This window comes from Pseudoalteromonas sp. SCSIO 43210, assembly GCF_054133285.1.
The window spans coordinates 763856-788435 of sequence record NZ_CP087225.1 but is presented as its reverse complement, the minus strand read 5'-3'; the positions used below and the strand labels follow the sequence as shown (position 1 = coordinate 788435).

Here is a 24580-nt window from a genome sequence, read left to right as displayed (position 1 = left end):
CTTTTTAAGTGATTAATGCAACTAAACATAATACGTATAGTCTGAGTTAACGAAGCAGTTAAAAAAGGTCTTCAAACCTCGATTCTAGCGCAATTCAGCGTTAGTTTAAATCTACAAAACACTAGTATTCGCACATTATTAGGTATATCCTGCAATATTATGTATTTATTATCTTGACAGCAGAAAAAGGCACGTTATGGTTCACGTGGTTAACACCCTCCCCAAAAAACACAAATTGCTTATTCTAGGTTTGGTTTCTGCTATTGCCGGCTTGCTCTTTCTTCCTTCTGAAAAAGCAACTGCATCTAAAGATAATAGTGTAAATGCACTAGAGATTGGTAAGCGCTATGAGTTACAAGTTAAAGTTGATAACAACGAAAAATTAACTGAGTTAAATTCAGAGCAAGCAGCAGAAAAGTTACCAGAATACGACTTTGTCGATCATAAAGTTAAAAATGGCGACAATTTAGCAATTATCTTTAAGCGTGCTGGTTTTTCGGCTCAAACGCTTCATAAACTAATTAACACTAATGCAGAGACTCGCAAACTGACTAAAATTCACCCAGGTGAAATACTTAGTTTTGCGACAGCTGAAGATGGCTCCTTAGCTCAACTGCGCTATGTAATTTCAAAAACAGATACTTTATTTGTTACCTTAAACGAAGAAGGTAACTACGATACAGCTATTGATAGCAAAGAAATTGAAACGCTAACCAAAACCGCTGGCGGCGAAATATCTAACAACTTTTGGACTTCAGCAATTGCAGCTGGTTTAAGCGAACGCCAAATAATGAACTTTGCTGACATATTTGGTTGGGATGTTGATTTTGCAAACGACATTCGCAAAGGTGATGTATTTGGCTTAATTTACGAGTCTCACTATGTTGATGGCGAGTTTATTGGTACCGGTAAGATTATTGCAGCTGAATTTGTAAACCAAGGTCAGCGCTTTGCAGCTATTCGCCATACTGACGGCAATTTTTATACGCCTGAAGGGCGTAGCATGAAAAAAGCATTTTTACGTGCACCTGTAAGCTTTAAGTATATTAGTTCGAGCTTTAATCCTCGCCGCTTACACCCTGTTACTGGGCAAGTTAGAGCGCACCGTGGTATCGACTTTGCAGCACGCACCGGTACACCAGTTGTTGCATCTGGTAACGGTAAAGTAATTAAAGCGGGTTACAGCAAGTACAACGGTAACTACGTATTTATTAGCCATGGTACGCAATATGTAACTAAGTACTTACACCTAAATAAGAAGCTAGTTAAAACGGGCCAAAAAGTTAAACAGGGCCAAAAAATTGGTACTGTAGGTTCTACAGGTCGTGTTACTGGTGCACATTTACACTATGAATTTTTAGTAAATGGCGTTCACCGTAACCCTAAAACTGTAAAACTTCCTAAGTCAGAGCCATTACCTCGCTCAGAACTTGCCAAGTTTAAACCTATTGCTGATAACTTTATTGCCCAGCTTGAGCGCAATCGCGAGCTACAGTTAGCACTTAAATAAAGTTTATTAATAAACATTAAAAAAGCCTTTGCGGGGTTAACCTGCAAAGGCTTTTTTGTATACGCTATAAACCATTAGTACATTAGTACATTAGTACATATATGAGCTGAATAACTAAAGACACCATCACTAATGGCCAAATATATTTACTGTATTTGGTTGCGCCGTTGAGCCCTATTTTAGTTTGATACTTTTCAAGTAACGGAATAAGCACAGCAAGTGCTACAAACAAACCAATTAAAATAACGAATATATTCATATCAGTGCCCTACTTATGGTAGCTCATGCCCTTTAGCGCTCACATAAAGTGCATACCAATGATCACGAGTTAGCTCTACATTTACAGCATCACAAGAGGCTTTAATTCGCTTAGCGTTAGTCGTCCCAATAATTGGTTGGATCGATGCGGGATGGCGAAGCAACCATGCAAGTACAATTGCCTCAGCAGAAGTACCATAAAGTGCTGCCAGCTTATTAACTAAAATACTGGTGTTTATATCGGCCTGCGATGCATTTGATAAATCACGACCAGTGTACAAACCTTGGCATAAACTACCCCAGCTTTGAATTTGGATTTCAAAATGGCGACAGTACTCAATACTGCCTGGTGTAAAATTAAGATCTTTACCGTCACTGTTACCGGCATATATGCCTTCATCAACAAACTGATGTTTTTGCAGGCTCGCTTCTATTTGATTGGCAACAATTGGCATGTCGAGCGCATGTTGTAAAAAGTTCATTTGGTGCTGCTGCATATTAGATACTGCAAAATTGCGTACTTTACCACTTTCTTTTAAACAACTAAATACACGTGCAATTTCATCAACTTCCATGAGTGGATCAGGGCGGTGCAACATAAGTACATCTAAGTACTCTGTGTTTAATCGCTTTAAGGACGCTTCGACTGATTGCTCAATCCATTTAGCTGAAAAATCATAACGCTTCGGCCCTAAGTCATCTTCAAATCGAATCCCACACTTAGATTGAATATATATATGTTCTCTAAGCTCTGCTCGCTCACTTAGCGCTTTACCAAATACTTGCTCGGCCTTACCAAAGGTATAAATATCAGCATGGTCAAAAAAGTTAATACCACTTTCAATGGCGTTATCTATACATTCATGAGCTTGCTTAACATGTGCGTCAGTGATTGCGTCTTTATTCCAACCGCCGCCCAGACCCATACATCCAAATACAAGCTTACTAACATTAGGTAAATATTTTGCTAAAGGTGTGTGGAGCATTATGACTATCCTTAAAATTGCGAAGAACATCCACTTTAAACAAAAATACAGAAACAAGAAACTATTAACGACGAGAAATAAAAGCAAAAAAAAGCGCAGTAAACTGCGCTAAATCATTTATTAACTACCACTTTAATTATTAGCCAACAAGTGCTAATAAAATACCCGCAGCAACGGCACTACCAAGTACACCTGCTACGTTTGGTCCCATTGCATGCATAAGTAAAAAGTTATGAGGGTTACTTTCAAGGCCCACTTTATTAACTACTCGTGCCGCCATTGGCACAGCCGATACACCTGCCGCCCCAATTAATGGATTTATAGGCGTTTTAGATATTCGATTAAGTCCTTTTGCCATAAATACGCCAGATGCCGTACCAATTGCAAAAGCCAGTGCGCCAAGCACTAAAATACCAATCGTCTCAACAGTTAAAAACTTATCTGCAGCAAGCTTTGAACCTACAGCTAAACCTAAAAATATAGTTGTAACATTGATGATTTCGTTTTGAGCACTGTTACTTAATCTATCAACAACACCCGACTCTCGCATTAAGTTACCTAAACAAAACATACCTACCAGCGGTATAGCAGCCGGTAAAAACATAGCCGTTAAACTAAGCACCATAAGAGGAAAAATAATCTTTTCCTTTTTAGATACTTTGCGAAGCTCTGGCATTTTTATTTTACGTTCTTCTGGGGTTGTTAATGCACGCATAATTGGCGGCTGAATAATTGGCACAAGTGCCATATATGAATACGCAGCTACTGCTATTGCGCCTAGTAAATCAGGTGCCAGTTTTGATGCTAAAAATATTGCTGTTGGCCCATCGGCACCACCTATAATGGCTATAGCCGATGCGTCCTGTAGAGTAAATTCAAAACCTGGCACATAGTTAAGTAATATAGCGCCAAACAATGTAGCAAAAATACCAAACTGTGCAGCCGCACCTAATAACAACATGCGTGGATTTGCAATAAGCGCGCTAAAGTCGGTCAGCGCCCCTACTCCCATAAATATCAACAGCGGAAAAATCCCCGTATCAATACCCACATAATAAACGTAGTACAAAAGCCCACCTGGGTCTGACAAACCTGCCACTGGTACATTTGTTAAAATTGCACCAAAACCAATAGGTAGTAATAATAGTGGTTCAAAGCCTTTAGCTATCGCTAAAAACAGTAATAAACACCCTACCGCAATCATTATTAACGATGGGATTGTAAAGTTAGCAATGCCTGTCGCATTCCAGAGGTTTAAAATTCCGTCCATCCTCTATTTACTCCTAAGCTAATGCAATCATAGCGTCGCCGGTAGTTACAGCATCGCCTTCACTAACTAACACTTCAGCAATTGTTCCGGTATGCGTCGCGCGTATTTCAGTTTCCATTTTCATGGCTTCCATAATAATCACTACATCACCTTCGTTAACAACTTGCCCAGCTTTAACTTTAATCTTAAAAATATTACCGGCTAGAGGCGCGTTAAGTGTTTCACCTGATGCAACCGAAGCAGATTGAGGAATGTGCTCAGAGTCTTTTAATGTTACTTCCTTAAGTTCACCACCTTTCGCCACTACTACGTCATAAACTTTACCATCTACTTTTACGCTGTACTGCTCAGCCTTCACTTTGTTATTATTTGAAGCTGATTTAGAAGGTGCTTTACCGCTTTTATCTTCAACAGAAGGGACTGGCTCAAATGCATCTGGGTTGTTGCGGTTTTTAATAAACTTCAAACCAACTTGTGGGAATAATGCATAAGTTAGTACGTCATCAATTTGATCATCAGCCAGTGTTAAGCCTTGCTCTTGCGCTTCTTTTAATAACTCAGCTTCAAGCGTTGCAAGCTCAGGTGCAATGTTATCTGCAGGGCGACAAGTAATAACTTCTGCTCCATCAAGCACACGCTCTTGTAGCTCTTTATTCATTGGTGCTGGTGTTAAGCCATATTCACCTTTTAATACGCCAGCAGTTTCTTTAGTAATTGTTTTATAACGCTCACCTGTTAGCACATTAAGTACCGCTTGAGTGCCAACAATTTGCGACGTTGGTGTTACTAAAGGTAAAAAACCAAGATCTTCACGTACACGTGGGATCTCAAGTAAAACCTCATTAAGCTTATCGGCTGCGCCTTGCTCTTTAAGTTGGTTTTCCATGTTTGTAAGCATGCCACCAGGTACTTGAGCTAATAAAATACGGCCATCAACCCCTTTTAAGCTACCTTCAAATGCCGCATATTTTTTACGCACATCTCTAAAGTAAGCAGCAATTTCTTCTAGGTGGTTTAAATCAAGCTCAGTATCACGCTCAGTCCCTTCAACTATCGATACAATAGTTTCAGTTGCAGAATGTCCATATGTCATACTCATTGATGAAATAGCGGTATCGAGCATATCAATGCCTGCATCAATCGCTTTTTGGTAAGTAGCAGTACTTAAACCTGTTGTAGCGTGGCACTGCATAGCAATAGGAACCGATACGGTTTCTTTAAGTGCTTTAATTAGTTTTTCAGCATCGTAAGGCTTTAATAAGCCCGCCATATCTTTAATACAAATTGAATGGCAGCCTAAATCTTCTAATTGCTTAGCAAGAGTCAGCCACATATCAAGTGTATGAACTGGGCTAACTGTGTACGAAATAGTACCTTGAGCGTGCGCGCCTACTTTTATAGCCGCTTTAATCGCTGTTTCTAGGTTACGTACATCATTCATTGCATCAAATATACGAAATACGTCAACGCCATTTTTATGTGCGCGTTCTACAAATTTTTCAACTACGTCATCAGCGTAATGGCGGTAGCCTAATAGGTTTTGACCGCGTAATAGCATTTGCTGTTTAGTATTAGGCATCGCTTTTTTAAGCGCACGAATACGCTCCCACGGATCTTCGCCTAAATAACGAATACACGAATCAAATGTAGCACCGCCCCACGATTCAATAGACCAATAACCTGCATCATCTAACTTGCTAGCAATCGGTAGCATATCGTCTAAACGCATACGTGTTGCGAGCAATGATTGGTGCGCATCGCGTAATACCAATTCTGTTAATTTTAATTTAGCCATGTGTGTGCCCCTTATTTATTATTTGATTTGTACTGAGCAATGGCAGCACTAATAGCAGCGATGTGCTCATTAGGCACACCTTGAGATTTAAAAGACGGTGATTTAGCTGGTGATGCTTCTGGTTCGCTATAGCGCGTCACCAAATTAGACATAAGCGTTACTGCACCAATTAATATTGACAGAAATACAAACACCCCAACCATACCAGTAAGCATTAAGCTACCAGCCGTTGTGAGTAGAGCACCTATATCCATTTTTCTCCCCCTTGAAACCCATATCGAAAATAAAAAATCGATTTAATTAAATATTTATTCACTGGATAATAACAAAACTAATTATTTTGTCTACATCTTGTAAATTGGTAAAACCAATTAAACTATAATCAACATAAAACTCAACTAATTTACATACCAGAACCCTGCAATCACGCAGCCTACAATAGTTACAGGAAATAATGACTATAGCTAATAGTTATATATAAGTTGTTAATTAACTATCCGGTTAAATAAAAAAAACATGAAAAATCATATGAAACACAAAAACAAAGGATCAATTGTTAATTGGTCTTACCAAGATAAATGTATTTAGTGAATATTTACAAGCAATGTGTAACGGTGTGAATAACTTACATAGCAAAGCGTAAAAGTTACTAATCAACTAATTGCCCAAAACACACAAAAAAACATAAACACATGATATTAAACAACAATACACTTTGGCATGTAACTGGCATTAGTTATTGTGAGCAAAATTTATAAACCAAGGAGAAAACAATGTTACGCTGGACAATCACATTTTTAGTTATTGCTTTAATCGCTGCAGTGTTAGGTTTTGGTGGCATCGCAGGTGCCGCAGCTGGTATAGCAAAAATTATATTTTTTATCTTTTTAGTACTTTTAGTGATTTCATTAGTTTCAGGTGCACTACGTGGTAAATCACCCAGGTAGATAATCCATAAAACTAACAAACACTTATACTTAATTAACACTTACAAGGAATTACATTATGAATTCAACAACTGTAAAAGCAGCACTAATCGGTCTATTCGCAAGTTTTTTCATCATGGGTTGTGAAGACAATCATGCAGAAGACGCAGGTGAACGTATTGACGAAGCAGTAACTGACGTGCAAAACAAAGTAGAAGATGCATGTGAAAATGTTAAAGAAGGCGTAAACGCTGAAGAAACTAATTGTTAATTCTTCTTTTACTAAAAAAGCGGCTCTCGAGAGCCGTTTTTTTGTCTTCATACGTCCTCACGGAAGTTATGTAACTCAGCCTCGATTGATTATGTACTAGAATAAAACCGATGCTTTGAGTTTATGTTGCCGCATGATATTAACTACGCAATTTATGCTGTATTACTCCCCCACGCTTTATACCCAAGCACTGCTATACAATACACGACTCTTAGGTTAGCTTAAGTAAATGATTATCTTCAACTGTTATATTAGCCTGAACTCTGGTTAATAGATTTACTAACACATTGAATTATAGTGATATTTAAATTTATTTTCTCTAGCCAGCGGTTTTCAGTGAAAACAAGGCGAATTTACGCGTCAATAGCTGGCCTGTTGCAAGTAAATTCAACATAGTTAGCGCTCAAAAGAGCTGTTCGAGATAGGTTTATTATCCAGAGTTCAGGTTATATTAGTCAAAAGCTTTTCAAACATCCCACAAAAATTGCCAGCTGGAATAAAAAGTAGTAAAAGTCGATATAAGTTACCCAATTAAAATAAGTGGTGGGACCACGTTAAATGATGAACTTTAAAAGTATTTAGTTATATATTTCATCAAAAAACCAACAATACCAGTAGTCTAAATGGTTACTTTTCGAATTTAGAAGTGTGTTGGATCGCGCTCCCGTGAAGTGACATAAATAAAAACATTATCTATATAATAATTAAAAAACGATATTGAAGAGCTTTATGATTGAACTCGAGATAGTTTAAATAGCTTTCTTTACTTATCAGTTACGCAAAATATGTTACTGGATCTAATTTTTTTATTATTCAATGCACATAAAGCCCAGAGTTTACTCTGAGCTTTAAAATTAATCACTTTAGAAACTAAACCTCTGAGAGTTACTCTGTGAACATATAGACTGTGTTATTTGTACGGCATTATTGATGCCATCAATTCCACCTAAAATATCAATACACTTTTCACTGTGCTTATTTTGTAGTTGAAAATAACCACCTGCTTCAGCTAAGAGCTTAAATGCTTGGTTATCATTTGACTTATCGCAGGACCACTGATGGATAAGTGCTCCACTTTGAATCGAAGATGTTTTATCTATACACTTGTTCGTTGAAACATTCCTAATCCCCCAATAACCATTCAAGCGTTTTTCAAACAAAAAGAGTTGGTTAGTATTATTATCTGAACATGTGTATTGCTGAAGCTTCACTCCATCTTCTTGCTTACCTTTTTCAACATCTAAACACTTATTACTGCTTTTAGATACAAGTGACACATTCCCTTTAGGGGGGACAACACCAGCAACTGAAATGCCAACTTGATTAGTTGCCACTAAATTTGTTCTCCAATCTCCATCTACAGGGCGAATTGAGCCTTTTAAAATATAGCCTTCTGTTCCGATTACAGGTGGAGTACTCAGCACGACCTTTACATCAACTTTATCAGTTTTGGGCCCAACTCTCACTCGGCCTTGCGCTAACCACTGATCTTTCTGCCAAATCTCAACTACGACATCTCGTTCTTCAGTAGCTGCGTAATCAACCGTAAAGATATGTGCTAACTTACTTTCAAGCCTTGTCACCACCTCACTAAAAATAAAATTATCTGCCGATGGAATTACATTATTCTCAATTGAAATATTTGATATCACTTTATATTCTAGGGCAGTTTTCCAATCACCACCTTCAGGCCTAACACTTAATTTGAATGCATAGCCTGTTTCCCCTTCTACTGTTGGTGTAACTGTATCGATAGTAAACACAGCTTGTGAACTACCAGCCGCAACAGTAATCTTTTTTTGTGAAACCCATACATTATTTTTCCATAGCTCTAAGACTAAGTCTCTTTTTTTACTAACACTATAATCTACAGCAATATCGTAGCTACTTGCACTTGGGAGACTGTTAATAGCATAAGCAAATTTTGCAGTTTCATCAGCTACGGTTTCACTAGATTCATTATTTACTTGTAATACCATAGAGGCGATTCTTCCGCCTTTATCCGAAAAGGTAACACTCACTGTATTATTTTCAGATAATAGAGCGTTTTCTACAGGTACTTCGATCACACCGAAAAACGATCCCCTAGACGACTGCTCTCCTCCCTTCCAATTCTGATTTACATTTACTTCAACGCCATTTACTTTAACGATAGGCTGTAAAGATGCACCGTGATTACGACCTAGGCTCATTCTGATAACCGATTCCCCCGCTTTTACATTTACACCGTTAAACGAAAATGTATGACTAGTATCAGCTAAAATAGGCACTAAATGTTCTGCTGCGTAATACTGATTGACTTGTTGTTCACCCTCAAAATATATTGGTTCTTCAAAAGTGTATTCCCACACCACAGTACTACCAGGTTCCATAGCGAAGTTAATTGGCGAAGGAACATAACCTTCTGAGTAAGTAGGGTTTTTATTACTTCGAACAACTAAGTGCTTTTGCTTTACTTTAGTGATATTACCTAAGCTATTCACAAAATCTAAATCGACGGATTCCCAAGAATCGGAGAGGGTATTTAAAGCAACGTATGCCTTTTTTCCGTTTACAAAAGCATTTACCTGGATGTCTGGATTTGTAGTCGTTACTTTTACACGATTACCTTTTACATCAGACCATAAACGATAAAAGTCAGCTCTTTTTGTCCACAAAAAATTTGTAGGCTTACCATTCACAATGCTATTTATATCAGGACGAAGTAGATCAGCTCCATATGGGTTCCAGTTATTCCCTGCATTGTAATGCCAGCTGCTCTTCATCGTGTTAAAAGGAATGGTTGTAAGAAGGCGATCTTGTCTATCAAAAAATTGCATAATCATTTTATTTTGTGACAATAGTGACTGGGCAGAACGAATATCTGAATATCTTTCACCAAAGCCTTTTTCTATTCCACCGTATTCAGTAATCGCAATAGGTTTAACTGTATTCCATTTAAAATGACTATAAGTTTCGAGTAAATCTAATAATGACTCAACATTACTACCTGAACGTTCATTACTAGCCCCTGTTACATTCACACCATCATACGGATGTATAGAAAACCCATCCATATAAGGGCCTGCTTTGTCCATGAAATTTTTCATTCGTCCATTGAAATGATTAAAATCCCATAACTCCATTGATGGCCAAGCACTTGAATAACCAATTACTTTTGTTGAAATTCCTTCTTGATCAAACCTCTTACCAATTTCTTTAAAAATATTAGTCATATGTGTCCGAACAGCTTCTTGGTCGTTACCAAAATCTCCAGCATGAACAAAAGGTTCATTCATAGGCTCATAAAAAGCAGGGCGAGTGATATCATCGTAATTATGTTTAAAGTAATTTGCAGCCCAAGTTGCGGCTAGAACAGGATCCTGTGTTCCTGACATCGTATTTCGAGGGTGATCTGTGACAACATAATTATTAGAAAAATAAGGAAATTTATTAGAGTTTTTTGTATTAGCTATATTTCTTTTCCCACTTGAAATAATATCTGCTTGGCTTGGATAAGGCGCCCCCCCTTTATGGGCTGAAAAAGGGCTCCAAAAAATTCGTCCGTAATCAGCATGTAGCTCATTCTTAATAAAATCTAACTCGGCAATCGTCATGTTATTTGTAGAGCTTATTCCATGTATATTAAAATATTTTGAGCGGTCAAGCTCTGAGATACCCCCGATATATTTTTTTGTTTTAAAATCAATTGTAGCCGTTGTAGCTGCAATTGATGCATTCATGAAACCTAATGAGGCCACAAATACAGCCCCTAATTTAGAGCCTAAACTCAAACGAAACTTCATATTTCACCTGTTACTGTTGATTTAAAAACCAACAGTACCCACAGAAGGTACATCAAGGTATCGGTAATTTGTCGTATTTTAACGGAAAAACAAATATAAATAGATATCATTTAGCATAAGATATTTATAGCCATAAAGTATAGGAAGTTAATTTATAAATAGGAAATTATTGATAATAAAATATGAACTGGAGTCAAATTACCTGTAAACACAAAAAAGCCCGCAGCGTTAACTGCGGGCTTTTTTATTGAATGAGTGAGTCAGCCGGTAAGCCGGGTTTTGTCCTTTCCGAAGAAAGTGATAATCATTCGTCTAGGCCATAAATCGCTCTATGGCTCAAGCAACCTACCCGGTTCTCACGTGGGCCACGCGTTCATTATTTAAAATGATAGAACCCTATTTGGTCTTGCTCCGAGTGGAGTTTACCTTGCAACCGACTATTACTAGCGGCCCGGTGCGCTCTTACCGCACCCTTTCACCCTTACCAACCGAAGTTGGCGGTCTCCTCTCTGCTGCACTTGTCGTGGGCTCACGCCCCCCAGCCGTTAGCTGGCACTCTGCCCTATGGAGCCCGGACTTTCCTCCCCCTGATCATTTTCGTCACAGGCAGCGATCATCTTGGCTGACTCGGCGCGCAGTATACATGAGGCTAATACCAAGCGCAGTAAAATTTACTCTTTTTCTTCAATAATTGTTTTGTATAAAGCGTTTTTCTTCATTCCAAAGTATTCAGCAACCACGCCACAGGCTTTTTTCATTGGCATTTCACTCTCAAGAAGTGCCAACATTTTGCGCGCTTCAGGCGGAACATCGTCTATTTGCTTTGGTTTGCCCGCAAGCATCAGCACTATTTCGCCGCGCTGCTTGGTAGGATCATCTGTTAAAAACTGTTTAAGCTCACTTACACTACCATTAAAAAATGTTTCAAAGGTTTTGGTTAGCTCTTTAGCAAACACAACGTGTTGATCGTCGCCAAGTGCTAGTGCTAAATCATCAAGGCTTGCCATAATACGGTGCGTACTTTCGTACATTATGCTGGTGATACCTGAGTTAACAGCTTCGGTAAAAAAGTCTTGCCGAGCTTTGCTTTTAGCTGGCGTAAAGCCTAAAAACTGAAAGCGGTCAGTGGGTAAACCAGAACAACATACAGCGGTAATAGCAGCACACGCACCAGGTATAGGTGTAACATGCGCGCCTTGCTCACGGCATAAGTTTACAACCGCGTAGCCTGGATCACTAATTAGTGGTGTACCAGCGTCAGATACTAAAGCAATATTTAAACCTTGATTAAGTTGATCAATAATTTGTTGTGCTTTTTGCTTTTCGTTGTGGTCGTGTAATGCGAATGTTTTAGCCTTGATACCAAAGTGGCTAAGTAGCTTGCCGGTATGGCGAGTATCTTCAGCAGCTATTAAGTCAACCTGCGATAATGTCGCGATTGCACGCTGACTTAAGTCGTCATAATTGCCAATTGGGGTGGCTACAATGTAAAGAGTGCCAATTTTCTGTGAATTCTCCTCATTTAACATTGAGGTCTCCTGCGTCAGTCAGTAATATAAGCAAATCGCGTTAACGTATTGGGAAATCATTGTGCGACTTAAACTAGTTAGTCTATTAATTATATTGTCAGGGTTATCGGCGTGCAGCACAACCGAAAAACCAACTAAAAACAGTGATAACTTCAGTAACAGTGCAAATGCATTAAAAAATCAAGCTACCAGCGCACAATCTATCTATCAATTGGCTCAAAATCGTCAAGGGGCTGATAAAATACAATTGTTGTATAGCGCAAGAGATGCAGCTATTACAGAGCAAAACTGGCCGCTACTAGAAAAAATAGGTAGCGACCTTGAATTAACAGCCAGTGTTGATCAAATTCAAAACCGTCTTTATATTGCGTTTGCGCAAAAACAACAGGATAAAAATGCTCAAGCCTTGGTTATTCTACAATCGCTAGACGGGCAACTAACCCAACCCGAGCACTTTGCATGGCATCAGTTTTTAACTGCCAGTATTTACGCATCACAAAATTTTCCTAAAAAAGCGGCCCCTTATTTCTTTAGGGCATCTGAGACAGCAGCTAAGAATAATATTGAGATCCCACAGCTTAATCAAAACTTGTGGGATAACTTAAAAAAACTGTCATCTTATGCATTAGAGCGCTTTAACCGAGGTTCAGTAATTCAACAAGGTTGGGCTAACCTTGCCTTATATCATCAAGTATATACAAGCAGCGGTGTTGAGTTAGATCAAGCAATCAATAACTGGCGACGCCGCTATGTTGGACACCCAGCGGTAACGGTATTACCTAAACAAGATGAATTGTTTACAGAGTTTTCCCCTATAAATATAGAACGTTTAGTTATACTGCTCCCACAATCAGGCCCAAATGAGCGATTAGGCGATGCACTCAAAGCCGGTGTTCTAGCTGCGCTTGATAAACAAAACATTAGTGAAACTCTGTTTCTAGATGAAAACCTAAACACTGAAGAACTTGCAGCAAAAATTGAGGAAATAAACCCCGACTTTGTTGTTGGACCTTTGTTAAAAGCCAATATTGATAAACTTACAGCAGCTAATACCTTGATAAATATACCGGCTCTGCATTTAAATACTTTTGATGGTGAGCGTATTTCATTGCAGCATTACTTCTTTGCGCTGAGTCCTGAACACGAAGTAGAACAAGCTTTAGAACACTTTTTAGCCATGGGCTACCAAAAACCAATGTTGCTTGCACCTAATAATGTAAATGGCCAACGTTTAATTGACTACTTTAATTTACAGTGGCAACGCTACAGTGAAACCAAACCTCAGATTGGCCTGTATAATGATAAAAAAGATATGCCTAATACAATTACCAGCTTACTAGAAGTTGATAAGTCTAAAGAGCGTATAAAAACTGTAAAAGCACTTTTTAAACAAGAAGTAGAAAACGAAACGCGATCGCGTAGTGACATAGATGTTATTTACATTTTAGGTGATGCAATAGAAACCCGTTTAATTAAACCTTACCTTGATGTAAATGTAAGTACATTTGCTGATCGTATCCCACTTTATGCCAGCTCTAAAAGTCATAGCAAACAAATTGACCGTACAGATAAAGGTGATCTAGAAGGACTGTATTTTACTGAGCTCCCATGGATGCTTAACTCACAAGTTAAACTACATACCTTACGAGCACAATATGACACTTTATGGCCTGAACAAGTTGATATAAGCCAGCGTTTATTTGCTATGGCGTATGATGCAATATTAGTACTTCCAGAAATAAGGCAACTAAGTATTGTGCCTGGCAACGAATTTAGTGGTTTAAGCGGTAAGTTATCTATAAACAGCAGTGGGCACATAGAGCGAACATTAAATTGGGCGCAGTATTCTAATCGTCGTATAAAACCTGTGCAGTTAAAAACGCAGCGCCCAATACCACTATTTATGCAATCTGCAAATACAATACAAACAAGTAATTAAAGGGGGCGACATGTCGTGGTTTAAAGAGCTGTGGCAAAATAGCCGTGAAAAAGGTCAATATTATGAGCTCCAAGCGCAAAAATATTTGGTATCTCAGGGATTAACCCCCATTGAGCGTAATTATTACTGCCCCTTTGGTGAGCTTGATGTCATTATGAAAGAAGGTGACACCCTTGTTTTTGTAGAAGTTAAATTTCGCAAAAACAATGCGCGCGGCGGCGCTAATTATGCATTAAGCCCGCAGAAGCAGGCAAGACTAAAACGCAGTATTTATCATTACTTAGCCGCTAAAAACTTAACAAATGAAGCGCTTAGAATTGATTATGTAGCCATTACAGGAGAATCATCTCCCAAAATTAACTGGCTTAAAAACGTATTTTAAATACTTAGGCAATATAGGCTTAAGTTCATATAAAGATTAAGTATAAATTATTGGTAGGCTATGCAAGATACAATTAAAGAAATTTTTACAGAGAGCATTCAAGTACAAATCGCTGCAGGTGAAGTATTACCCAGTGCACTTGAATCAGCAGCATTTACCATTGCACAAAGCTTGATAAACGGTAATAAACTCATTTGTTGCGGCACTGCAAATTGCCATATGCTAGCCCAACATATTGCGGGTGTACTTGTTAACCATTATGAAACTGAGCGGCCGTGTCTCCCCGCGATAGCTTTGTCTCAAGAAAATATAAATTTAGGTCAAAATAACCAAGGCGATGATCACGATACATTTGCGCGACAAGTTCGTGCTTTTGCCCAGCAAGGGGATTTACTTCTTGCACTTGCTATAAACGGTAACGAAAAACATATTATTTCTGCTGTAGAGGCTGCACTTACTAAAGATATGAAAGTAATCGTGATGGTCGGTGATGATGGAGGGGAATTAGTTGGCTTACTTGGCCCTAATGACGTTGAAATTAGAACCCCTTCTAAGCGCCCTAGCCGTATTATCGAATCGCATTTAGTTAACTTACACTGTTTAAGCGAACTTGTTGATTTAACCCTCTTTCCACAGGATGAAAACTATGTTTAAACGCTCCCTTATTGTTTTAAGTACTGTTGTATTATTGCAAGGCTGTGCGGCCGCTATTGTTGCAGGTACAGCTAGTGCAGTAACAGCAGCGAACGATCGCCGCACTATTGGCTCACAAATTGATGATAACAATATTGAGATAAAAGCCAGCATTGCCTTGAGTGAGGTAGAGCGCCTTGAGAAATTTGCTAATATCAATGCAGTAAGCGTAAACGGTATCGTTTTATTAGTTGGTCAAGTTGCAAATCAAGAAATGAAAGGTGAAGCTCAACGTACAATTGAAGACGTTGCTGGTATTCGTAAAATTCATAATCAAATCCGTATTGGATCAAATATTGGTATCACCACACAAACCCACGACTCATGGTTAACCTCAAAAGTAAAAGCGCAGCTACTCACTGCAAAGAATATTAGTAGCAATAATATTAAGGTAGTTACTGAGAACGGTGAAGTATTTTTAATGGGATTAGTCTCTGAGTCTGAATCTAATCAAGCAGTAAACATTGCACGTAATGTATCTGGCGTTGAACGCGTAATAAAAGTTTTTGAATATATGTAGTTGTAAAATGATAGATAGCCTAATTACATACACCGGCTCGCTTTTGTATCAGGCATAAAAAAACCGCTTAATAAGCGGTTTTTTTTGGCATTTATGTATTATTTAATAACACGTAAATGAGAGCCTTTTTTCTTTTCAGGCTTTTCTGGTGGTGCTTCATCAATAAATTCAGCTGATGAGTCAACACTTTCAAGCTCTGGAGCAAAGTCGTCTTCGTCCCCTAAAAACTCGTCTGCTGTAAAGACCGTACCTTCACCATTTTCACGTGCATATATTGCCAGCACTGCACCTAAGGGCACATACACTTGCATTGGCTGACCACCAAAGCGCGCGTTAAAGCTAAGTTGGGTTAGGTCTAACGAAAACTGTGTGACTGCTGATGGACTTATGTTTAAAACAATTTGTCCGTCTTGAACAAACTGTGTAGGCACTTGTACATTAGCAAACCCAGCGTCTACCACTAAATGTGGCGTGCATTCGTTATCAACTATCCAATCAAAAAAAGCACGTAATAAATAAGGACGATTAGGCGTCATTATAAACGAATCTCACGCTCAGCTTCAGTTAAAGAAGCTTGGAATGACTCACGTTCAAATAAACGGATCATGTATTCTTTAAGCTCTTTAGAACCAGCACCATTAAGCTCAATACCAAACTCTGGTAAACGCCACAGTAGTGGAGCTAAGTAACAATCCACTAAGCTAAACTCTTCACTCATAAAGTAAGGAGCTTCACTAAAGATAGGTGCTACAGCTAGTAATGCTTCTGTTAACTCTTTACGAGCTTGAGCTGCATCAGATGCGTTATTGATGATTTTTTCAGCTAGGCTGTACCAATCTGTATCAATACGGTGCATCATTAAACGGCTACGACCACGCATTACCGGGTATACAGGCATTAGTGGAGGATGAGGAAAACGTTCATCAAGGTATTCCATGATGATATTTGCCTGATATAAACCAAGCTCACGGTCAATCAGTGTTGGCACTGTACCGTAAGGGTTAATTTCGTGAAGTGCTTCTGGCAGGTTATCTTTTTCAGCCAAATGAATATCTACACTTACACCTTTTTCCGCAAGTACAATTCGTACTTGGTGGCTATACATACAGTTAGCCCCAGAAAAAAGGGTCATTACAGGGCGCTTATTGGCAGCTACGGCCATGCCTACCTCCATTAAATCACTAAAACAGCAATAGGGGCTTAAGCCCCTATTGCAAAATTACCTTTAAATATGTTCAAACTTAATGAACATCTCTCCAGTATTCTTTCTTAAGCATAAATGCCAAGATAAACAGGATAATTAAAAATCCGATTACCTTAATACCTAATGCTTCCGACTCAAGACGTGAAGGTTCACCCACGTACTCAAGGAAGTTCGTTAAATCACGAGCTGCTTGGTCGTATTCATCTACGCTTAGTTCACCCGTACCATCTGTTTCAGTAGCAATAACTTTAGTCACAGTGTGACCATGCTCTTCTACTTCTTCAGTAATTGGCGTTGGCAAACCTTGCAGCTCTTGAAGAACATGAGGCATACCAACAGATGGGAAAACAATGTTATTTACACCAAACGGGCGAGATTCATCTTTATAAAACGATTTTAAGTACGTGTAAATATAATCTGGTGATTTTACACGAGCAATTAGCGTTAAATCCGGCGGAGCCGCACCAAACCATTTTGCTGCATCATCTTTTGTAATCGCGTTAGTAATATGGCTACCGACTTTAGAACCATCAAAAATCAATTGTTCTAAACCAACCTCTGTTGGGATACCAATATCGCGAAAAGTACGTTCATAACGTTGATACTGCATTTGGTGACAACCAAGACAGTAGTTCATGAACAACTTTGCACCGCGCTGTAGAGATGGTTGATCAGTAAGGTCGTTATTCGCTTCCATTAAAGGAACCGATGGACCTGCTGCCATAACCATGTTCGGCAACAAGTTTACTGATAAAGCAAATAAACCAATAATAAGCTTTTTCATCATTTCGTTAACCTCTCTGGCAATGGCTTAGTTTTTTCGTTCTTACTGTATACAAACAACAGTACGAAGAACATAAAGTAAGTCACAGTACAGATTTGAGAAATTATCGTCTTAAGGTCTGTTTGTGGAGTTGCACCCACCCAACCTAAAAGAACGAAAGTAACAACAAAACCTGCAATGTTCCATTTATGGAAACCACAACGGTAACGAACCGATTTCACTCTACCACGGTCTATCCAAGGTAGTAACGCAAGTACAACAATCGATGCTCCCATTGCTGCAACACCGATAAGCTTATCAGGGATTGCGCGTAAGATTGCATAGAATGGCGTAAAGTACCAGACTGGGAAAATGTGCTCTGGTGTTTTAAGAGGGTTAGCTGCTTCGAAGTTTGGACCTTCTAAAAAGAAGCCATTCATCGCAGGCATAAAAAACACAACCCAACAGAACAATATTAAGAAACCAACCACACCCACAATATCTTTAACTGTGTAGTAAGGGTGGAACGGTATTGCATCAACAATATCTTTTTTGTCAGTGTAATACTCATGAAATTTAAATTTAGGTTTATCTTCTTCAGCTACAGAGCCTTTCTTACGCTTAATTTCAATACCTTCGGGGTTATTTGAACCCACTTCATGCAATGCAACAATGTGTAAGAAAACTAAGATTACGATAACCAGTGGGAGTGCAATTACATGTAATGCAAAGAAGCGGTTAAGCGTTGCACCCGATATTACGTAGTCGCCACGGATCCAAAGTGTTAAGTCATCACCAATAACCGGAATTGCACCGAATAGAGAAATGATTACCTGCGCACCCCAAAATGACATTTGACCCCAAGGTAATAAGTACCCCATGAACGCTTCAGCCATTAATGCCAAGAAAATAAACATACCGAATAACCACAGTAATTCACGTGGCTTTTGGTAAGAACCGTAGATCATGCCACGGAACATATGCATATATACAACGATGAAAAACGCTGAAGCACCTGTTGAGTGCAAGTAACGCAATAACCAGCCATATTCTACATCACGCATGATGTATTCAACCGAAGCGAATGCGCCCTCAGCAGATGGCACAAAGTTCATCGTTAACCAAATACCTGTAAGAATTTGGTTTACTAGTACCAGCATGGCTAGTGAGCCAAAAAAGTACCAGAAGTTAAAGTTTTTAGGTGCTGGATACTGTGCAATGTGCATATTCCAAACACGTGTCATTGGGATTCGGTCGTCTATCCAACCAATAATCTTACCAAACATTAGACTACCCCTCTTTCTTCGCCCACTAAAATAGTGGTTTCATCTAGAAAAGTATAAGGTGGTATTTCTAAGTTTAATGGTGCAGGTACCGATTGAAAAACTCGGCCAGCCATATCAAATTTAGAACCGTGGCATGGGCAGTAGAAACCATCGTCAGTCCCTTCTACTTTTTCGCCAAAGTTACCTTGTAAAAAGCCAGGAGAACACCCTAAATGCGTACAAATACCTACAGCCAAAAATATTTCTGGGCGTAATGAACGGTAATCATTTGTTGATGATTCTAATTGTTGTGGCTCTTGCGATTGTGGATCACGAAGTTGACCTTCATGTTCTTTCATCTGCTCAAGCATTTTTGGGGTACGTGATACAACCCATACAGGTTTACCACGCCACTCGACACGTATTAATTGTCCCGGCTCAAGTTTGCTGATATCTACTTCCACAGGCGCACCCGCAGATTTAGCTCGCTCACTTGGATTCCAAGACGCAATAAAAGGAACAGCAGCCCCAGCCGCACCAACACCACCAACAACAGAGGTAGCTATGGTTAAAAAGCGACGTCGGCCATTGTCTACAGGCGCATTGCTCATCCACTTATCTCCACTTACGATTCTCAACACTTGCTATATTGAGAACATCAGTTACAGCAGGTTAATTATTCGAAATTTTTAAAATAGAAACGATCATAATTAAAACCCTTGATTAAAACAAGGTTATTCACAGCCTCATGCTCTAACACCCCCTACTTCACCTAGGGTTCAGTAAGCCAGTTTTGAGTATAGGGCCGAATAGTCATAATACCGTTTCTGTAAAAACTATGTACTGACCAAGATCAACGTCACTAAGCGAAAACTCTAAAACGGTGCGTAGTGTCGTAAAACTCGATCGTTTTACTTCCATGCCAATTGTAGCAAAAAATTCCACCAATTAACTGATGGATTTAAACTAATTACGATAATTATTTAACTTTTTTGCAGCTATCTGAGTATTTTTTAACTTTCGTTTATTAAATACGCTGTTATTGAGGAATTTGATCAATACAAGTAACTGTAATTATTAAGCCTAGGCACGATAACGAGTCAATTTAGGCATATCTTTCATTGTCGGAATTACTATTTTTAAAAACAAAAAACCCAGCATAAGCTGGGTTTTGAATTTTTGATAACGTATAGATTAACGTTTTGAGAACTGTGGACGCTTACGCGCTTTCTTAAGACCCACTTTCTTACGTTCAACTTTACGTGCATCACGAGTAACGAAACCTGCTTTACGAAGTTGTGGACGTAATGACTCGTCAAACTCCATAAGTGCACGAGTAATACCGTGACGGATAGCACCAGCTTGACCAGTTGTACCACCACCAGAAACGGTGATGAAAAGATCAAATTTTTCAGTCATATCAACTAGCTCAAGAGCTTGATGAACAACCATGCGTGCTGTTTCGCGACCAAAGTACTCTTCTAAAGAGCGCTTGTTGATTACGATGTTACCAGTGCCTGGGCGTAAGAATACGCGAGCACTTGAACTTTTACGACGACCTGTACCGTAGTATTGATTTGCCATGATGGTGCTCCTTAAATGTCTAGAACCTGAGGCTGTTGTGCAGCATGGTTGTGCTCAGTACCTGTGTAAACTTTAAGTTTACGGTACATAGCGCGGCCTAAAGGACCACGTGGCAACATGCCCTTAACAGCCTTCTCGATGATCATTTCAGGCTTTGCAGCTTGAAGTTTATCAAAAGTAGTAGACTTAAGACCACCTGGAAAACCAGAGTGTGAATAGTACACTTTGTTTTTGAATTTGTTACCAGTTACAGTAACTTTTTCAGCGTTGATAACGATGATATAATCACCAGTATCTACGTGCGGTGTATATTCAACTTTATGCTTACCGCGTAGGCGATGAGCGATTTCAGTAGCGATGCGACCTAAAGTTTTACCTTCAGCGTCAACTACGTACCAGTCACGTTTTACTGTTTCTGGTTTAGCAACAAACGTTTTCATTTATAAAAATCCAATGTTTTTCAATTAAAACCACAAGTAGTTAATATTAACTACTGCTCTAAGTTTGCTACAACCCCTTCGAGTTTTAGACTTTTGCGCCGCTCACAAGTGGCTAGACTATATGATGGCATAGAACGCAACGTGGCAGACGCGGGAGTATACCAGCACTTAAAACACATTGCTACTCGCCGGTTGTTTTTTCCACAAGAAATTTTAGAAATAAGAAGTACTATATATGTACCTCTTATTTTTAAGCGTTGGCCTATTACACATTTGCCTACTTACTTTAAACTAAATGCTCTTTAGCTAAATACTCTAAAGACTGCATTTCTTGCAAACGGCTTATACAACGCTTAAATTCAAAATTAAGGTTACCTTGAGTATAAAGGTCGGTGATCGGCTTCTCAGCTGAAATTATTAAAGTTACGTGGCGCTCATAAAATTCATCAACTAAAGCAATAAAGCGTCTTGCTGCATCATCGTTAGTTTGCCCAAGCTGTTTCACGTTAGAAATAATAACCGTATTGTATAGGCGACTAATCTCCATGTAATCGACTTGGCTTCGCGCTGTTTCGCACAATTCACTAAACTCAAACATCACAACACATTTAGCTACTTTGCGCGTTTTGATTAAACGCCCTTCTATCTCTATAGGCTCATCTAATTGGCCAGGCTCTGAGGAAAGTTTATCGAAGTAATCAAATAGGTTTTTATCTGCTTGTTCGTCAAGCGGGCTATGAAAAATTTCGGCTTGTTCTAACGTACGTAATCGGTAATCGACACCTGAGTCTACATTTACTATTTCTGTATTGAGTTTAACCAACTCAATAGCTGGTACAAAACGCGCACGTTGTAAACCGTTTCTATAAAGATCATCAGGTACTATATTTGACGTTGCAACAAGTACAATACCGCGTGCAAATAATGCCTCCATTAAACCGCCTAACAGCATGGCATCTGTAATGTCTTGAACAAAAAATTCATCAAAGCAAATTATGTCTGTTTCAGCTTTTAAAATATCCGCGACTTTTTCTAATGGGTTTACAGTATTGTTTAGCTTTTTAAGTTCATCGTGTACGCGATGCATAAAACGATGAAAATGTACGCGCATCTTCCGCGTGCCTGGTAAGGCTTCATAAAAAGTATCAACTAAATAAGTTTTACCACGCCCTACTCCTCCCCAGAAATATAAACCTTTTATAGGCGCTGGCTCATCTTTATTAAAAAACTTGGCAAAAAAGCTTTTTGATTTTATTTTGTTCTGGGTTAAATCGTCATATAAACGCTGTAAATGGCGCACTGCATTTTCTTGTGCTACATCATGTACAAAGTCATCTCGCTTCAAATCTTGTTGGTATGTTTGCCAAGGAGTCATATCTATTTACAGTTAAAATGCAGTTTAATTTGCAAAGCATATTAACACGCATCATTACTCGGGGTATATTACACTTAGTATGATTTATAATTGAATCAAGCATTCGTTAGTTATTTTCCCAAAGGGGTAGATTTATGGGTACAGTCACGTGGGTAGGTTTAATTGTTATTGTTGCTGTTATAGCTTTTTTTATTGGTGCATTTGTCACTAAAAAACAATTTAAACAAGATGAGCTGGAAAAACAGGCAGAGCAAGCTAAAAATGCGTTAGAGCAATATCGTCAAGATGTAGCCGATCATTTAGCGAGTACAGGCAAGCTTGTAAATAAAATGAAAGAGAATTACGATCAACTACTTAGCCATGTTGAAGAAACCAATCAACTGCTGCTAGAGGATCGGAAGCAAACACCAGCTGAACCTTTCTTTTCAAAAGAAACTACTGAGCAATTACAAGCATCGATAAAAGAACGCCGATGCGATCGTTCATCAGCAAAAGCACAACCTGCTGATTATGTTTCAGGCGAATCAGGTTTATTTGCAGGACAAAATAAAGTTTCAGAACATTCTAAAGCATCTTGATGAACTTTTTTTTAACCCCATAGTCTTTAGATATAACAGCTTTGTTGTTTTATCTTACTGATAAATTAAAAAGGGCTGCTTATGCAGCCCTTTTCAATTTTTTGCTTTTCTCGAAGTGGAGTAAACCCAGACTATGAAAATGAAATTATCACTTATCAGCGCAGCTATTCTTTCTACTAGCCTTTTATTAAGCCCGGTAGCGTCTTATGCAAAAATACCGGTTGCCGTAAATGGCCAGCAGTTGCCAACACTTGCCCCAATGCTCGAAAAAATTACTCCAGGCGTTGTAAGCATTCAAGTTTCAGGCTCAAAAGAAGTGCGTCGCCGTGCGGATCCACTTGAATACTTTTTCGGACAGCAACAACCCCGAAGCCAAAAACGTCAATTTAGCGGTTTAGGCTCTGGCGTTATTATTAATGCTGATGAAGGTTATGTAGTAACTAATAACCATGTGATTCAAGATGCCGAAAAAATGGTTGTTACCCTTGAAGACGGCCGTGAGTTTGAAGCGATTAAAATTGGGACTGATAAAGAATCCGACATTGCACTTTTACAAATCGACGCTGATGATTTAACTGAAGTAAAACTAGCAAACTCAGATAATTTGCGTGTGGGTGACTTTGCCGTTGCTATCGGTAATCCGTTTGGCCTTAGCCATACTGTTACATCAGGGATTGTGAGTGCACTTGGTCGCAGTGGTTTAAACATTGAAGGCTACGAAGATTTCATTCAAACCGACGCAGCGATTAACCAAGGCAACTCTGGTGGTGCTTTAGTTAACTTAAATGGTGAATTAATAGGGATTAACACTGCTATTTTAGGGGCTTCAGGCGGTAATGTTGGTATTGGTTTTGCTATCCCGTCTAACATGATGAAAAACCTAGTAGATCAAATTATTGAACACGGTGAAGTACGTCGTGGCTCACTTGGTATTTCTGGGCGCCCACTTGATGCAGGCCTAGCTAAAGCACAGCAACTTGACGTCAAACAAGGTGCCTACGTTATGCAAGTAATGGATGACACCGCTGCAAGTAAAGCAGGAATCAAAGCCGGTGATGTTATTGTAAGTATTAATGGCGGTGATATTAGCGGCTTCCATGAATTACGAAGCAAAATAGCAACCTTGGGTGAAGGTAGAGAAATCAAGCTCGGCATTTATCGTGACGGAAAAATTAAAACAGTTAAAGTTACACTCGATGGTGCATCAGGCGTTACGGCAACAGGGGAAGAGCTACATCCTGCTTTTCAAGGTGCCGAGCTTGAAAACGTGCAAAAAAATAGTAATAAAGGTGTTGAAGTTACCTCTGTAGATCCTCGTTCACCTTCTGCCCGTGTTGGCCTTGAAGAGGGTGACATTATAATGCAGGTAAACCGTCAACGCGTAGAAACAATTCGTGATATGAATAAGATCATCGATGACACAAAAGGCAATATAGTGCTTGGCGTGAAACGTGGCCGTGAATCTATATTTATCTTAATTCAGTAATAAATATTGCTATAAATGAAA

General features: G+C 39.0%; 24 protein-coding genes and 1 other RNA gene. 9 read left to right on the top strand and 16 right to left on the bottom strand.

The features are described 5' to 3' along the window. Window positions 1-196: 196 nt before the first annotated feature. On the top strand, window positions 197-1510 hold the full coding sequence (locus tag LOS73_RS03520) for a peptidoglycan DD-metalloendopeptidase family protein (RefSeq protein WP_007378402.1): 1314 nt from the start codon (window positions 197-199) through the stop codon (window positions 1508-1510). Window positions 1511-1592: 82 nt separating this feature from the next. Here the strand turns inward: LOS73_RS03520 and LOS73_RS03515 are convergent, their stop codons facing one another. The 5 genes from LOS73_RS03515 to LOS73_RS03495 form a co-directional block, all read right to left on the bottom strand. Then, the gene (locus LOS73_RS03515; RefSeq protein WP_007378927.1) at window positions 1593-1769 is read right to left on the bottom strand and encodes a hypothetical protein; all 177 of its coding nucleotides are present in this window, start codon (window positions 1767-1769) and stop codon (window positions 1593-1595) included. 13 nt (window positions 1770-1782) lie between these two features. Continuing rightward, window positions 1783-2754, bottom strand: coding sequence for an aldo/keto reductase (locus LOS73_RS03510; protein ID WP_457934492.1), 972 nt, complete (start codon window positions 2752-2754; stop codon window positions 1783-1785). A 139-nt stretch (window positions 2755-2893) separates the two neighbouring features. Then, window positions 2894-4024, bottom strand: a complete 1131-nt coding sequence (locus tag LOS73_RS03505; RefSeq protein ID WP_076925246.1) for a sodium ion-translocating decarboxylase subunit beta — start codon at window positions 4022-4024, stop codon at window positions 2894-2896. Window positions 4025-4037: 13 nt separating this feature from the next. Continuing rightward, on the bottom strand, window positions 4038-5819 hold the full coding sequence (gene oadA, locus LOS73_RS03500; RefSeq protein WP_033039644.1) for a sodium-extruding oxaloacetate decarboxylase subunit alpha: 1782 nt from the start codon (window positions 5817-5819) through the stop codon (window positions 4038-4040). Window positions 5820-5830: 11 nt separating this feature from the next. Further along, complete coding sequence (locus tag LOS73_RS03495; RefSeq protein ID WP_007583814.1) at window positions 5831-6073, bottom strand: OadG family protein; 243 nt, start codon at window positions 6071-6073, stop codon at window positions 5831-5833. A 519-nt stretch (window positions 6074-6592) separates the two neighbouring features. Here LOS73_RS03495 and LOS73_RS03490 point away from each other — a divergent pair. Together LOS73_RS03490 and LOS73_RS03485 are read left to right on the top strand one after the other, a co-directional pair. Next, window positions 6593-6766: a DUF1328 domain-containing protein gene (locus tag LOS73_RS03490; protein WP_002961939.1), complete on the top strand. Its 174-nt coding sequence runs from the start codon at window positions 6593-6595 to the stop codon at window positions 6764-6766. Between the two features lie 58 nt (window positions 6767-6824). Then, window positions 6825-7016 (top strand): hypothetical protein, encoded by a 192-nt coding sequence (locus tag LOS73_RS03485; protein ID WP_007378921.1) that lies wholly within the window; start codon window positions 6825-6827, stop codon window positions 7014-7016. Between the two features lie 863 nt (window positions 7017-7879). Here LOS73_RS03485 and LOS73_RS03480 read toward each other — a convergent pair. The 3 genes from LOS73_RS03480 to rsmI all read right to left on the bottom strand — a co-directional run bounded on the left by LOS73_RS03480 (window position 7880) and on the right by rsmI (window position 12330). Continuing rightward, window positions 7880-10801, bottom strand: coding sequence for an RICIN domain-containing protein (locus LOS73_RS03480; RefSeq protein WP_457934491.1), 2922 nt, complete (start codon window positions 10799-10801; stop codon window positions 7880-7882). Between the two features lie 252 nt (window positions 10802-11053). Further along, an RNA gene (rnpB, locus tag LOS73_RS03475) (RNase P RNA component class A) lies at window positions 11054-11431 on the bottom strand. Between the two features lie 41 nt (window positions 11432-11472). Further along, on the bottom strand, window positions 11473-12330 hold the full coding sequence (rsmI, locus tag LOS73_RS03470; RefSeq protein ID WP_033029532.1) for a 16S rRNA (cytidine(1402)-2'-O)-methyltransferase: 858 nt from the start codon (window positions 12328-12330) through the stop codon (window positions 11473-11475). 61 nt (window positions 12331-12391) lie between these two features. Between rsmI and LOS73_RS03465 the strand changes: the two genes are divergently transcribed. Genes LOS73_RS03465 through dolP form a run of 4 tightly spaced genes read left to right on the top strand, consistent with a single transcriptional unit; the run spans window position 12392 to window position 15864 of the window. Further along, complete coding sequence (locus LOS73_RS03465) at window positions 12392-14269, top strand: penicillin-binding protein activator (RefSeq protein WP_457934490.1); 1878 nt, start codon at window positions 12392-12394, stop codon at window positions 14267-14269. Between the two features lie 10 nt (window positions 14270-14279). Beyond that, window positions 14280-14651 (top strand): YraN family protein, encoded by a 372-nt coding sequence (locus LOS73_RS03460; protein WP_007379078.1) that lies wholly within the window; start codon window positions 14280-14282, stop codon window positions 14649-14651. A gap of 60 nt (window positions 14652-14711) precedes the next feature. Then, window positions 14712-15305, top strand: a complete 594-nt coding sequence (locus LOS73_RS03455) for an SIS domain-containing protein (RefSeq protein WP_007379077.1) — start codon at window positions 14712-14714, stop codon at window positions 15303-15305. Next, complete coding sequence (gene dolP, locus LOS73_RS03450; RefSeq protein ID WP_008134588.1) at window positions 15298-15864, top strand: division/outer membrane stress-associated lipid-binding lipoprotein; 567 nt, start codon at window positions 15298-15300, stop codon at window positions 15862-15864. The genes LOS73_RS03455 and dolP overlap by 8 nt, the downstream gene beginning before the upstream one ends. A 98-nt stretch (window positions 15865-15962) precedes the next feature. Here the strand turns inward: dolP and LOS73_RS03445 are convergent, their stop codons facing one another. From LOS73_RS03445 to zapE, 8 genes are all read right to left on the bottom strand, one after another. Continuing rightward, window positions 15963-16400, bottom strand: coding sequence for a ClpXP protease specificity-enhancing factor (locus tag LOS73_RS03445; RefSeq protein WP_007378323.1), 438 nt, complete (start codon window positions 16398-16400; stop codon window positions 15963-15965). Next, a complete protein-coding gene (gene sspA, locus LOS73_RS03440; RefSeq protein ID WP_007378322.1) occupies window positions 16400-17026 on the bottom strand; it encodes a stringent starvation protein SspA in 627 nt (208 codons plus the stop codon). Before sspA ends, LOS73_RS03445 begins: the two co-directional genes overlap by 1 nt. A 79-nt stretch (window positions 17027-17105) precedes the next feature. Next, on the bottom strand, window positions 17106-17855 hold the full coding sequence (locus tag LOS73_RS03435; RefSeq protein WP_008135840.1) for a cytochrome c1: 750 nt from the start codon (window positions 17853-17855) through the stop codon (window positions 17106-17108). Next, complete coding sequence (locus LOS73_RS03430) at window positions 17852-19117, bottom strand: cytochrome b (RefSeq protein ID WP_457934489.1); 1266 nt, start codon at window positions 19115-19117, stop codon at window positions 17852-17854. The genes LOS73_RS03435 and LOS73_RS03430 overlap by 4 nt, the downstream gene beginning before the upstream one ends. Beyond that, window positions 19117-19707, bottom strand: a complete 591-nt coding sequence (gene petA / locus LOS73_RS03425; protein ID WP_007378319.1) for a ubiquinol-cytochrome c reductase iron-sulfur subunit — start codon at window positions 19705-19707, stop codon at window positions 19117-19119. Before petA ends, LOS73_RS03430 begins: the two co-directional genes overlap by 1 nt. Before the next feature lie 583 nt (window positions 19708-20290). Further along, window positions 20291-20683 carry a 30S ribosomal protein S9 gene (gene rpsI / locus LOS73_RS03420; RefSeq protein WP_086007041.1) on the bottom strand — a complete coding sequence of 131 codons (393 nt, stop codon included), beginning with the start codon at window positions 20681-20683 and terminating at the stop codon, window positions 20291-20293. A gap of 8 nt (window positions 20684-20691) precedes the next feature. After that, on the bottom strand, window positions 20692-21120 hold the full coding sequence (gene rplM / locus LOS73_RS03415) for a 50S ribosomal protein L13 (RefSeq protein WP_007378318.1): 429 nt from the start codon (window positions 21118-21120) through the stop codon (window positions 20692-20694). A gap of 286 nt (window positions 21121-21406) precedes the next feature. Further along, on the bottom strand, window positions 21407-22495 hold the full coding sequence (zapE, locus tag LOS73_RS03410) for a cell division protein ZapE (RefSeq protein ID WP_457934488.1): 1089 nt from the start codon (window positions 22493-22495) through the stop codon (window positions 21407-21409). A 134-nt stretch (window positions 22496-22629) separates the two neighbouring features. Here zapE and LOS73_RS03405 point away from each other — a divergent pair, with 134 nt between their 5' ends. Together LOS73_RS03405 and LOS73_RS03400 are read left to right on the top strand one after the other, a co-directional pair. Beyond that, the gene (locus LOS73_RS03405; RefSeq protein ID WP_008135838.1) at window positions 22630-23073 is read left to right on the top strand and encodes a Z-ring associated ZapG family protein; all 444 of its coding nucleotides are present in this window, start codon (window positions 22630-22632) and stop codon (window positions 23071-23073) included. Between the two features lie 133 nt (window positions 23074-23206). Then, window positions 23207-24559, top strand: coding sequence for a Do family serine endopeptidase (locus LOS73_RS03400; protein ID WP_096793713.1), 1353 nt, complete (start codon window positions 23207-23209; stop codon window positions 24557-24559). Window positions 24560-24580 lie beyond the last annotated feature (21 nt).

Excerpts from the sequence above, each read along its gene's own strand:
- LOS73_RS03510 (WP_457934492.1), bottom strand. The coding sequence starts at position 2,754 with ATGCTCCACACACCTTTAGCAAAATATTTACCTAATGTTAGTAAGCTT.
- LOS73_RS03460 (WP_007379078.1), top strand. The coding sequence starts at position 14,280 with ATGTCGTGGTTTAAAGAGCTGTGGCAAAATAGCCGTGAAAAAGGTCAA.
- LOS73_RS03400 (WP_096793713.1), top strand. The coding sequence starts at position 23,207 with ATGAAAATGAAATTATCACTTATCAGCGCAGCTATTCTTTCTACTAGC.
- LOS73_RS03435 (WP_008135840.1), bottom strand. The coding sequence starts at position 17,855 with ATGATGAAAAAGCTTATTATTGGTTTATTTGCTTTATCAGTAAACTTG.
- oadA (WP_033039644.1), bottom strand. The coding sequence starts at position 5,819 with ATGGCTAAATTAAAATTAACAGAATTGGTATTACGCGATGCGCACCAA.
- LOS73_RS03480 (WP_457934491.1), bottom strand. The coding sequence starts at position 10,801 with ATGAAGTTTCGTTTGAGTTTAGGCTCTAAATTAGGGGCTGTATTTGTG.
- LOS73_RS03515 (WP_007378927.1), bottom strand. The coding sequence starts at position 1,769 with ATGAATATATTCGTTATTTTAATTGGTTTGTTTGTAGCACTTGCTGTG.
- zapE (WP_457934488.1), bottom strand. The coding sequence starts at position 22,495 with ATGACTCCTTGGCAAACATACCAACAAGATTTGAAGCGAGATGACTTT.
- sspA (WP_007378322.1), bottom strand. The coding sequence starts at position 17,026 with ATGGCCGTAGCTGCCAATAAGCGCCCTGTAATGACCCTTTTTTCTGGG.
- LOS73_RS03445 (WP_007378323.1), bottom strand. The coding sequence starts at position 16,400 with ATGACGCCTAATCGTCCTTATTTATTACGTGCTTTTTTTGATTGGATA.
- dolP (WP_008134588.1), top strand. The coding sequence starts at position 15,298 with ATGTTTAAACGCTCCCTTATTGTTTTAAGTACTGTTGTATTATTGCAA.
- LOS73_RS03505 (WP_076925246.1), bottom strand. The coding sequence starts at position 4,024 with ATGGACGGAATTTTAAACCTCTGGAATGCGACAGGCATTGCTAACTTT.
- petA (WP_007378319.1), bottom strand. The coding sequence starts at position 19,707 with ATGAGCAATGCGCCTGTAGACAATGGCCGACGTCGCTTTTTAACCATA.
- LOS73_RS03405 (WP_008135838.1), top strand. The coding sequence starts at position 22,630 with ATGGGTACAGTCACGTGGGTAGGTTTAATTGTTATTGTTGCTGTTATA.
- LOS73_RS03430 (WP_457934489.1), bottom strand. The coding sequence starts at position 19,117 with ATGTTTGGTAAGATTATTGGTTGGATAGACGACCGAATCCCAATGACA.
- rplM (WP_007378318.1), bottom strand. The coding sequence starts at position 21,120 with ATGAAAACGTTTGTTGCTAAACCAGAAACAGTAAAACGTGACTGGTAC.
- LOS73_RS03495 (WP_007583814.1), bottom strand. The coding sequence starts at position 6,073 with ATGGATATAGGTGCTCTACTCACAACGGCTGGTAGCTTAATGCTTACT.
- rsmI (WP_033029532.1), bottom strand. The coding sequence starts at position 12,330 with ATGTTAAATGAGGAGAATTCACAGAAAATTGGCACTCTTTACATTGTA.
- LOS73_RS03485 (WP_007378921.1), top strand. The coding sequence starts at position 6,825 with ATGAATTCAACAACTGTAAAAGCAGCACTAATCGGTCTATTCGCAAGT.
- LOS73_RS03490 (WP_002961939.1), top strand. The coding sequence starts at position 6,593 with ATGTTACGCTGGACAATCACATTTTTAGTTATTGCTTTAATCGCTGCA.
- LOS73_RS03520 (WP_007378402.1), top strand. The coding sequence starts at position 197 with ATGGTTCACGTGGTTAACACCCTCCCCAAAAAACACAAATTGCTTATT.
- LOS73_RS03455 (WP_007379077.1), top strand. The coding sequence starts at position 14,712 with ATGCAAGATACAATTAAAGAAATTTTTACAGAGAGCATTCAAGTACAA.